The organism is Myroides guanonis, assembly GCF_900114085.1.
GTDB lineage: Bacteria > Bacteroidota > Bacteroidia > Flavobacteriales > Flavobacteriaceae > Flavobacterium > Flavobacterium guanonis.
Map to the genome: position 1 here is coordinate 281130 of NZ_FORU01000002.1, position 12185 is coordinate 293314.

The window sequence follows — 12185 nt, forward strand, 5'->3', positions numbered from 1 at the left end:
TACGGATTAAACAAATTAATCGATTATGAAGAAACTTTTTCTATTTACTTTAGGGTTGGCTACTTCCATCACATTCGCACAAGATGTAATGACCAAAGAGTTATTGTGGGAATTGGGCAGAGTATCTCCTATAGGTATTTCTAAAGATGGTAAAAATCTGATTTACCGAGTGGGTCACGCCGATATGAAAAGTGACAAAATCAATTCTAAAACATACCAAATTCCTTTAGAAGGAGGCACACCTAAAGAAATTTCTGATTTCAAAGATTTGGTAACCAATAAAAACATATCACCAGATGGAAAAAATATTCTATTTGATGAAGCAGTGAAAATCAACAACCAAAGAGGAAAAGACATATATCCAGTAGCCTCACAATCTGACTCGTATGTATTTAACGGTTTAGATTATAGACATTGGGACACTTGGAATGACGGAACACACAATCATGTTTTTGTTGCTCCAATCACACAGAAAGACTCTAAAACCGATATTATGGTTGGTGAACCTTATGATTCTCCACAAAAACCATTCGGTGGGGATGAAGATTATATCTGGACACCTGATTCGAAAAGTGTGATATACGTTTCTAAAAAGAAAGTGGGGACTGAGTATGCTTTAAGCACTAATACAGACTTATACCAGTACGATTTAGATACAAAACAAACTAAAAACCTTACATCAAACAATCCGGGCTACGACACAAATCCTACGTTCTCTCCTCAAGGTCATTTAACATGGCTACAGATGAAACGCGATGGTTATGAAGCAGACAAAAACGACCTTATCGTTCGTTTCAATGGAGTTGACATGAACCTTACCGCACAATGGGATGGTACTGTTGGAGATTATAAATGGAGTGTTGATGGTAAAAAAATATATTTTACAGCACCAGTAGATGGAACTATTCAATTATTTGAAGTAAACTTCCCTGGAAAAACGCGTATCGCTATTCAAGTTCGTCAAATAACTGATGGTAACTTTGATGTAACAAGTATCGTAGGAATTAAAGATAACAAAGCAATCGTTACTCGTACAGACTTCAATCATGCTACTGAAATCTTCAGTTATGATCTTAAAAAATCGAATTGGAATCAAATCACAAAAGTTAATGACGCCTTATATTCCAAAGTTTCTATGAGTAAAAGCGAAAAACGCTATATTACTACAGAAGATGGTCAAAAAATGTTAGTTTGGGTAGTTTATCCACCAAACTTTGACCCGAACAAAAAATATCCTACCTTATTATATTGTCAAGGAGGACCACAATCAGCACTTACACAATTCTATTCGTTCCGTTGGAACTTTCAATTAATGGCTGCCGAAGGATATATCATTGTTGCTCCAAACCGTCGCGGTATGCCAGGTCATGGAGTAGCTTGGAATGAAGCAATCAGTAAAGATTGGGCAGGAAAACCAATGCAAGACTATTTAAATGCTATAGATGAATTAGCGAAAGAACCATTTGTAGATGAGGATAGACTTGGAGCTGTTGGAGCTAGTTATGGTGGGTACTCAGTGTATTACCTAGCTGGTATTCACGAAAACCGTTTTAAAACGTTCATTTCTCACTGTGGTGTTTTCAACTTAGAGAGTATGTATGGTACAACTGAAGAAGTGTTTTTCCCAAACTGGGACACAGGTGGAGCTTATTGGGACACAAACAATGCAGATGCGCAAAAAGCAATGCGCGAATTCAACCCAATCAACAACGTTGCCAAATGGAATACGCCAATACTAGTAATTCATGGTGGTCTAGACTACCGAGTTCCTATTGGACAAGGACAAGAAGCATTCCAAGCCGCACAATTATTAGGCATTAAAAGTAGATTTGTATATTTTCCAGACGAAAACCACTGGGTTACAAAACCGCAAAATGCACAAGTATGGCAAGGAGAATTCTTCCGTTGGTTAAAAGAAACACTATAATTACCACAATTATAGTAGAAATAAAAAAGACTATCCAATATGGATAGTCTTTTTTATTTTACCTTTTTGAAGAAAGATAATAAAGCAACAACAGTTAGTACTGCTGACACTAAACCCCCTAACATACCTAATATTGAAAAATTAAAAAGCTTAGGTGGTTTATCTGCCATAATCAAAACAGAAGAAGCTATATACAATCCACCAATCAGCAATGCAAATGCAATTCTATTCAATGCATTTGCTATTTCCCTATTCGAATGGGTTAATGCCTTATCTTCTTGTTGAATCTTTAATTTTCCATTTCTTAACTGACTGAGTATCTCATTCATGTTTTCTGGAATATCAATCATCCTATCCTGCATCGTTCTTATCGATTTTGTAATTTTCTCAAAAACATAAGTAGGACTCAACCTTCTAATAACTATTTTCTGAATATAAGGACGAATGCTTTCCACTATATTCATTTTCGGGTCTAATCCTCTTCCTATACCTTCGATTAACACCACACCTCGAATCAATAGATAAACATACTCTGGCATAACAACATCATTCTTATTTAGAACACTAGAAAATCGCTTTAAAACCATTTTTATATCTATATCAGCTAGAGATTCATTATTGAGCAATTCAAAGATTTCCAACAAATCACGTTCCAATTGCACTTCACTTCTTATATCAACTTCTATAGCAATCTTTTTAATAGCCCTTATTACTCGTTTCGCATCCTTTGCGATAAAATTCATTACAAAATCTTCTAATACCTCTTGGTCTCTAGTCAACAATTTGCCCATTGACCCAAAATCAATAAAACAAATAGTCCCATCAGACAATACAAATATATTACCTGGATGAGGATCAGCATGAAAAAAACCGTGTTCCAATACCTGCATCAAATATAAATCCAATCCATTCTTAGCAACTTCAACAGTATTCAAGCCTTCTGCAATCAATGCTTCCTTATTCGAAATTTTGATTCCCTCTACATATTCCATGCATAGTATTTTGTCTGACGAAAACTCACTAAAAGCTTTTAAGGTATGTATAGAAGAAACCCCTTCAAAATTACGCGCGAACTGGTTTATGTTCTGTTGTTCATTCTTTAAAGAAAGTTCTTCTAGTATCGTTTTTTCAAAACTCGCCACCACTTGTCTAATGTGAAGCTTTTTAAACATCTTGTTATTAGCTTCTAACATTTTAGCAATATCCTTCATCAATAATAAATCTGCTACGACTTTCTCGTCGATTCCAGGTCTTTTAACCTTCAAAATAACAGGTGTATTATCAATTAAAGTAGCGCGATATACTTGAGAAATAGAAGCAGAAGCAAAAGGAGTTGTTTCTATACTTTGAAAACACTCCTCAGGAACAATTCCCAGCTCGTCAAGAAAGGTTTGACGTAAATCCAAATCAACAGGCTCTACGTTGTCTTGTAACTTCTTTAATTCGACAATTAATGCCATTGGCAATAAATCCTCCCTATTACTAAGAGTCTGCCCGAGTTTAATAAATGTAGTTCCCAACTCTTCAATAGCAATTCTAATACGCTCATAAACCTGTGCATTCTCATAAACAACCTCATCAGGTACCTCAATTTCCTTTGGTTTTTTCAAGTTTGCCTGTATGAGAATCTCTTGAAACCCATACTTAGTAAGTATAGCAAGCAACTCTGCAGTCCTAAACAATTTTCTTTTATGATTATTCATCAGCTCTTTTCTTATAAAAATAACCAAAAAAGACAGCAAAGAAGTCCCTTATTAATAATTTATTAAACAGATAAAAAGCCATCTATGAATCATAAGTTCTATTCATCATTCTAAAAAATGAATTACATTTTCACACACACTAATTTAAAAGTTTAAAAAAGTGTAGTTTGCTTTGGTCTATTGGTCCACTTTTTTACCTTTACGACCACAACAATTTACACTATGAATAAAAATATTTTAAAAATATGGGCAGCTGCTTTCATTTTTACTGCTAGCATACCCGTATCAACACACGCACAAGATCGTCTAGTAAATGCATTAAAAGTAAATGCAAGTGACAAGAGTAAGGAAATGTATCAGTTTACAGATGTTGTAAACGTAGAAAACACTTCAGTTAAAAATCAAGGTTCATCAGGAACTTGTTGGAGTTATTCAGCAAACTCTTTTCTAGAATCAGAAATGATGCGAATGGGTAAAAGACCCGTTGAAATTTCTCAAATATTCACTGCTAGAAACGCATATGTAGAGAAAGGAAAAATGTATGTTCGCATGCATGGAGCTGTTACCCTAGGTGATGGTGGAGCTTTCCATGATGTAATAAACATGTACAGAAAGTATGGAGCATTGCCACAATCTGAATATATCGGTCTAAATTACGGAACTGATATAAACAAAACCGGAGAAATGGCAGCAATGTTAGAAGGTGTATTAAAAGCAGTAGTTTCAAATCCAAATGGGAAATTGACTCCAAATTGGGAAAAAGCATATACTTCTGTAATAGACTCATACTTAGGAGAAGTTCCAACAGAATTCACATTTGAAGGCAAAAAATATACTCCTAAAACATTTGCAAGTGAAGTCGTAGGTATCAATCCAGACGAATATATAGAAATTGGCTCAGATATAAACTATCCTTGGTATTCTAAATTCACTCTTTTAGTTCCAGACAACTGGGCACTAGACCAAGTTTATAACGTAAAAGTAGACGAGCTAACAGAAATTATCGACCATGCAGTTAATAATGGATTTACTGTTGCTTGGGCAGGTGATGTTAGTGAGCGCTATTTCAGTTGGAAAAATGGAGTAGCTTTCGTTCCTGAAAAAGAGTGGGAAAAAATGACCAAAGAAGAAAGAGAAACACTTTTCGAAGGACCAAAAGCAGAGCGCAAAATAACACAAGAAATACGTCAAGAAGCTTTTGACAACTACTCTACTACTGACGACCATGGAATGCATATAGTAGGAATCTCAAAAGACCAAAACGGAAGAGAATATTATCTGATAAAAAACTCTTGGGGTTCAGATAACGATTATAAAGGATATATGTATATGAGTAAAGAATTTGTGAAATATAAAACCACAGACATCTTACTTCACAAAAAAGGAATACCTGCTACAATCAGTAAAAAATTAAAGATTTAACTAAAAACTAAGAACTCTTTGTCTATTATACGCAAAGAGTTTTTTATTTTTGAAAAAAAGCTTAATTATGGAAAGATTTCAAGGGGGAATAGATGGAATGATCAATACGGTCATGAGTAGCATTCCTAAGATTATCGTAGGTGTAATTATCCTCGGTATTGGGTTGTTGGTTATTAAACTAATTTTAAAGTTAATTCAACGACGATTTGTAAAAAGTAATGTAGATGAATCTCTTCGCGTTTTTATATTCAGAATCGCCAAGTTTGCCCTCTATACTTTATTACTAATAACAGTTGCTTCAACTGTAGGAATTCCAACAACCTCTTTTATCGCTATATTTTCTGCAGCGAGTTTAGCAGTAGGTTTAGCACTTCAAGGAAGTTTATCCAATTTCGCAGGTGGTATTTTAATTCTATTTTTTAGACCTTTTAGAGTAGGAGATTACATCTCTAATAATTCCAATACATCTGGAACTGTAGAGCGTATTGACATATTATACACTACATTACGTACCTCTGACGGAATTAGTGTTTTCAGTCCAAACGGAACTTTAGCCAACTCTGTTATTTCAAACTATTCTAGCATTACACGCCGACGTTTAGAATTTGTTTTAGACATTTCATACGATTCCAATATTAAAACAGCAGAAAACATTATTCGAAAAGCCTTAAACGACTATGATCAAGTTCTAAAAACACCGGCACCAGATGTCTTTGTTAACAAACTTGGAGATAGTGGTATTCAGATAAAAGTATATGCTTGGACGAATCCGGAAGTGTATTGGAATACTGTTTATAATATCCAAGAAAAGGTTAAGACGGCTTTAGACCAAGCAAACATAAACATACCTTTTCCACAAACAGAAATGCGTATTATAACAGATACTCCAAAGGAGTAAATAATTATACATCTATAAGATTTTAGAAACCTTATAGGTGTAATAGTTTAAATAAAAAAACCGAACAAATGTTCGGTTTTTTGTTTTTATAGACCTATAAGTTTTTCAAAACCTTATAGATATGATAATTTAATTATTTCAACTTCTTAATTCCCATGCTATACAATGTAAATGCTTGCATATCTACATTCTCTTGGATTGTTTGAGCTACTGATTTTCCAGCACCATGTCCAGCATTTGTTTCAATACGAATTAACATCGGATTATTTCCTTTATTCTTCGCTTGCAACTCTGCTGCAAATTTAAAACTGTGTGCAGGAACCACTCGGTCATCATGATCCCCAGTAGTAATCATAGTCGCAGGATAAGAAACCTCTTTCACATTGTGCAATGGAGAATATCCTTTTAAGTATTCAAACATCTCTTTACTATCCTCTGCTGTCCCATAATCATATGCCCATCCCGCACCTGCTGTAAAAGTGTGGTAACGCAACATATCTAATACTCCAACTGCAGGTAAAGCTACTTTCATCAAGTCTGGTCGTTGTGTCATAGTGGCACCTACTAATAACCCACCGTTAGAACCTCCTTTGATTGCTAAATAATCAGAAGAAGTATATTTATTAGCTATTAAAAACTCTGCTGCTGCTATGAAATCATCAAATACATTTTGTTTCTGCAATTGAGTTCCAGCAACGTGCCATTCTTTTCCATATTCTCCACCTCCTCTAAGATTCGGTACCGCATATACTCCACCATTCTCCAACCAAATTGCATTTGCAATATTGAAACTCGGAGTTAAACTGATATTGAATCCTCCATAAGCATAAAGCATCGTTGGATTTTTCCCATCTAACTTAAGACCTTTCTTATGAGTAATAATCATAGGAACTTTTGTTCCATCTTTTGAAGTATAGAAAACTTGTTTTGACTCATATTGCTCTGAATCAAAAGCTACTTTTGGTTTTTCGTAAACAGTAGAAGTTCCATCGGCAACGTTGAAAGCATAAATAGTTCCAGGTGTAATGTAGTTTGTAAAAGAATAATACAAGGTAGTTTCTTTCTTCTTTCCAGCAATTCCACTAGCTGTTCCGATTCCTGGTAATTCAATTTCACGAATTAATTTCCCTTCATAATCATATTGTTTTACCATAGAAACGGCATCTTTCATATAATTAGCAAAGAAATATCCGCCCCCTTTTGAAACGCTCAATACATTTTCAGTTGTTGGAATAAAATCTTTCCAATTTTCTTGTGAAGCATTATTTGCATCAACTGTAACCACTCTTTGATTTGGTGCTTTCCAGTCCGTTTCGATATACAGTTTACTTCCGTCACTCTCAATTACATTACTGCTATTATCAAAGTTATTCACAACAGTTACAATCGGACTATTAGCTTTAGATAAGTCTTTAAGATATAACTCATTTCCATAAGTAGAATTAGCCGCTGTGATAATTAGATAATGATTATCTTGTGTTACAGAACCACTAACATATCTTCTCTTTTGAGTATCTCCAAATATTAATTGGTCATCTGCTTGTGCAGTACCTAACTTGTGATAATACAATTTATGTTGATCTGTCTTCGCAGACAATTCACTTCCTTCAGGTTTATCATAACTAGAATAATAGAAACCTTCATTTCCAAACCATGAAATACCGCTAAATTTTACATCTACCAAAGTATTTCCTATAACCTCCTTGCTTAAAGCATCTAGTACGATTACTTTTCTCCAGTCGCTTCCTCCTTCTGAAATAGAATAAGCTACTTTACTCCCATCTTCTGAGAAATCAACACCCCCAAGAGAGGTCGTTCCATCCTTAGAAAATGTATTTGGGTCTAAGAAAATCTCTTCTTTTCCATCGGTACCTTTTCTATACAATACAGATTGATTTTGTAAACCATTATTTTTAAAATAATAAGTAAAATCACCTTCTTTAAATGGAGCTCCAATTTTCTCATAATTCCAAGCTTTTTCCATTTGCTTCTTCAAGTCTTCACGGAAAGGAATTTGAGACAAATAACTATAGGTAACTTCGTTTTCAGCCTTTACCCATGCTGCAGTTTCTTCTGAGCGATCATCTTCCAACCAACGGTATGGATCTGCTACTTGTTCCCCGAAATACGTATCAACTACGTCTCCTTTTTTTGTTTCTGGATATACCAAAGCTACATCTGCTTGGGTAGCATCTTGTTTACAAGACATGATTACTGTGGCCACCAACAATGTTGTGAGTGTTTTTTTCATAAATTAGGATGAAGTAAATTATTTATATTTTATCAAATATATGAATTTTTAAATACGGTAAAAAAAAGGTAGCGCTTTAGCGCTACCTTATTAAATTATTAATGGTTAGAATACTCTTCACTAACATCTCCCTCCCCAGCAGCTACGAGTTGTATGCTTCTAGCTTCCATACTCTGATTTCCAGCTGCATCTAAAACGTAAACTACAAAATGATACTTTCCTAATTCAGCATTTTGCGGTATTACTATTTCATGATGATGTACATCTGCATTTCGTTGCCCTTCTAAAGACCATTGCTTTTGAAAAGAAAACTCTACCATATCATTTAGTGCTGCTGCTCTTTTTACACTATGCGTATGCCCATCCGAATTTTCATGTATGTCAATTTTATATGACCCCAACATCTCATTATCCGAAACTTCCATATCAAAATGGATATCAGACCCAACTTCTAATTTAGCTCCGTCTTTCGGTGCATTTAAAAGTATGGTAGGTTTTTGAGTATCTTTTGAATCATCACTTGAGCAAGCTGTAAAACCTAAAATCAATCCAGCAGCTAATATTCCTTTATATATATTATTTCTCATCTTATTAATTATGTTATGTATGTAATATTAAATTTTAAATTCCGGATAATTCTGTTTAATAGGTGGTCCTCTAAGGAATCTTATAAAATCGAAACTCTTTAAATATATCTCCTTAATTATTTCGAAACTATAAGAAAAGTGAACTCGATTAATTAGTATTTCTTCAACTAGTATAGTTGGTAATGTTGTTATTAAATCAAACCAATGTTGCTCACAGTAATGTCCCTTTTTAACCTTTATCCACTCTACGGATTGTTTCTCAGCAATAGAAAATTCATGCGGAATAATAACAAAGTGAAAAACATTGCTGAACTGTGGCAACAAAAAAACCCACAAACAAAATATGACATACCTTACTTTCAATGTATCCATATTAGAATGGAATTTGAACCATTAACTGAAAAGAACGTCCAAGTTCAGGGATTTCTAATGGGCGATAATAACTAGTATGATTAAGAGCTTTTGTATTCAAAAGATTTGTAGCAGTTAAAAACACATTCGCTTTAAATTTATTTAAGCTTAAAGTAGTGGAAGCACCTGCTCCAATCAATTGATAAGAATCTGTAATCTCTTCATTTTGGGCAATTCTTTGTTGCTTCGCATTCCACTTTCCATTAATATATATTGAATTCTCTTTAAACATTTCAGTGTCTTTCAATTGATAATTTAACTGAGCAAACACATTAACCGGTGGTGAAAAAGGTAACGGATATTCAGTTTTAGCATTACCAGTAACTTGTTTATTATAAAAGAATTCGAAAATAGTTTCTAGCTTTAAAACATCCCAGAAGGTTTTATCCAGTTTCCACTCAAAGCCTGTTAGTAAAGCTTTCGATTGAGTGTATTCATAAATTTGTCCTCCATCTGGTAGTATAGAAAAAGTACCCGAGGGTTTCAAAAATATATAGTTAGAAAAATAATATAAATAAGGACTAACTGACGTATTAAAAGTAGCTGATTGGTAGTTTACTTCCACATCTACAGCCCAACCTCTTTCTGGATTCAAATTTGGGTTTCCTTTTTCATGTCTAAAAGCCCCATGATGTAGTCCATTAGCCGCTAATTCTATTGCCGTAGGAAAACGAAAATTCGTTCCAGCTGTAATTCCAAGATTCCAAGCTTCATTTAAACGATATCGAGTTCCTAGCATAGCATTAAAACTTGTGAAATCACGATTTAAATCACTACTTCGCTGAGCATATTCATTAGCTGTAATTTCACTCTCACCTTTTGAAATCAGAAAATTATATAACAACGAATCATAAAACGCGTGAACATTCAATTTCGCATAATCTAATCGAACACCTACTTGTCCAACCCAGTCATCCGATATTTGATGTTCATGAATTCCAAATAGTCCAGTACCCAGCTTGTTATATTTTGGCAATAAAAATCCATAACCTCCAATGGTGTTGTTTTGATAATTCTGTTGCAATCCAAAAGTCGTTTTATGATTATCTACAGATAGATGCTCATATTGAATATCCGCATCAAACGTATTCAAATCAAACTGCAATTCTAGATTAGGGTTTTCCTTTGGTGCTTGCTGTCCACCATAATGAGAATGAAAATAACTTGACTCTTTGCGCTTATTATATTGATAAGAAAATATCATTTTCAACAAATCCGAGTCACTTACATTAAAAGTTGTACTATTACTAATTTTCAAGTGATTAACACTTTGATTTGGTAAATCAATATTTCTAGAATCTCCGTCGTCTAAACTATTCTCTATAGAAGGTAAACCATGCGAACCAGGGAAAAAACCACTTTTATTATAAACATTACTAAGACTCGTAATATTCCGAACCTTTTCCGTTACATAACCAACTTGAGCATAGGCATCCCATTCCTTACCTGCTGTGTTTTTCATGCGCTGATTATAAATGGGAATATCCGTATTGAGATACCTAATATTATCTGTAGGCACACGGAAATCACCGTACTCTTGAGCTGTGAACTTCAGTTTATAGAAAAACGAATCTGACCTTTTCTTTATAGAAGAAGAGATTCCATAAGAATCATTCACAGACTTAGCAAGTAATGTAGTCGAACCAGAGAAAGATTGTTTTGCTGGCACTTTTTCATTATTGATTTTAATGACACCTCCAATCGCATCACTACCATAAGCAATAGTACCTACACCTTTTATCACCTCCACCTCTTCTGTATTCAGTGCATCTATCTCTAATCCATGATCTGCCCCCCACTGTTGTCCTTCTTGTTTGACACCATTTTCTGCAACTGCTACTCTGTTAAACCCCAATCCTCGTATTACAGGTTTAGAAGCACCTGCTCCAATTTCCATTGCTTGAACCCCAGCCAGTTTCTCCAAAGTTTTCGCAAATGAACCTGCATAATTCTGAGTCAATTGTTGTTGTTGCATTCGCTCTGAATTGTGAACCTCCTTTCTAGAAGTAGTATTTACAACCAATTGTTCAAGCATCGTAACATCATCCCTTAGTTTCAATATTAGATGCATGTTTTCCCTTACTTGAATCACGGTATCTAAAGTTTGGAATCCTAAATAGGAAACTTGCAATGCGTGTGTTTCCGGAGTTAAAATACCACTTCCAAAAAAACCCTTTTCATTCGATACTAGTACTTGATTTGACAATATAATGGTACTCCCTTTCAATGGAATTCCTGAACTGTTTTCAACAAGTCCAGAAACTTTAAACTGTGCTATAGCCGGGAGACTAACCATTATGAGGACTAATAAAATAGCTTTTCTCATAATTATTATTCGTTTTAAAATTTCTTATCACTCTCAATATTTTGAGAATTTTATTTCCAATAAAAATTTAAAAAACTTAGAATGCTAGAAGCCGATTGTGTTATAAAAACACAACGTGAAACACATCAAATAACTTAAAAAAGATTTAAAAGCTAGATTAAAGACAAAACACTCCAAGTTAAGCACCTATAGGTGGTGCACGAAGAGAAAAATAAATAAAGTTAAGAGTAGGATATACTTGAACTTTTAAAGTCTGAACCTTATTGAACACCTGATATTGAAGTATATCAAAGCTCAAAATGTCTGAAGACAGAAAAGGACTTAGAAAAGAATCACAGACAAAACACTTTTCAACTGCTGTTGCACTATGCCATTCCGCCTGAGTATTTTTCTTATTCCATTCTAAGGTGCCATGTGAATGATGAGATTCATACTCACCATCTATTTGATGAGCGAGTGATTGCGAATTAAAAATATGAGTAGCACTATGTACAAAATGGAAAACCATTGAGAACATTAATGAGATACTTAATAAAGCTAGCGCTATGTGTTTTTTTCTTCGCACATTACAAAGATAGAAATCTATTTATGTCCATTAACATTACAACGTTAAATAAAGTTTAAACACCTCATCTTTAACAGTTGAATTATATTCTTCCT

8 protein-coding genes are annotated in these 12185 nt (G+C 34.2%); 3 read left to right on the forward strand and 5 right to left on the reverse strand.

The features are described 5' to 3' along the window. The first annotated feature begins 25 nt into the window (after nt 1-25). The gene (locus BM024_RS03280; RefSeq protein ID WP_090678020.1) at nt 26-1927 is read left to right on the forward strand and encodes a S9 family peptidase; all 1902 of its coding nucleotides are present in this window, start codon (nt 26-28) and stop codon (nt 1925-1927) included. Between the two features lie 53 nt (nt 1928-1980). Here the strand turns inward: BM024_RS03280 and BM024_RS03285 are convergent, their stop codons facing one another. Next, nucleotides 1981-3630, reverse strand: a complete 1650-nt coding sequence (locus BM024_RS03285) for an ABC1 kinase family protein (RefSeq protein WP_090678021.1) — start codon at nt 3628-3630, stop codon at nt 1981-1983. Between the two features lie 222 nt (nt 3631-3852). On the opposite strand from BM024_RS03285, the gene BM024_RS03290 reads away from it, so the two are divergent. Together BM024_RS03290 and BM024_RS03295 are read left to right on the forward strand one after the other, a co-directional pair. Next, complete coding sequence (locus BM024_RS03290) at nt 3853-5052, forward strand: C1 family peptidase (RefSeq protein WP_090678022.1); 1200 nt, start codon at nt 3853-3855, stop codon at nt 5050-5052. Nucleotides 5053-5119: 67 nt separating this feature from the next. Further along, entirely contained in the window at nt 5120-5950 is an 831-nt protein-coding gene (locus BM024_RS03295; protein WP_090678023.1) for a mechanosensitive ion channel family protein, read from the forward strand. 133 nt (nt 5951-6083) lie between these two features. On the opposite strand, the gene BM024_RS03300 is transcribed toward BM024_RS03295, so the two are convergent. The 4 genes from BM024_RS03300 to BM024_RS03320 form a co-directional block, all read right to left on the reverse strand. Further along, nucleotides 6084-8201 carry a prolyl oligopeptidase family serine peptidase gene (locus tag BM024_RS03300; RefSeq protein ID WP_090678024.1) on the reverse strand — a complete coding sequence of 706 codons (2118 nt, stop codon included), beginning with the start codon at nt 8199-8201 and terminating at the stop codon, nt 6084-6086. Between the two features lie 98 nt (nt 8202-8299). Then, complete coding sequence (locus tag BM024_RS03305) at nt 8300-8788, reverse strand: DUF4625 domain-containing protein (protein WP_090678025.1); 489 nt, start codon at nt 8786-8788, stop codon at nt 8300-8302. 373 nt (nt 8789-9161) lie between these two features. Beyond that, nucleotides 9162-11525 (reverse strand): TonB-dependent receptor, encoded by a 2364-nt coding sequence (locus BM024_RS03315; protein WP_090678027.1) that lies wholly within the window; start codon nt 11523-11525, stop codon nt 9162-9164. 178 nt (nt 11526-11703) lie between these two features. Beyond that, entirely contained in the window at nt 11704-12033 is a 330-nt protein-coding gene (locus BM024_RS03320; protein ID WP_090678028.1) for a hypothetical protein, read from the reverse strand. Nucleotides 12034-12185: the final 152 nt, after the last annotated feature.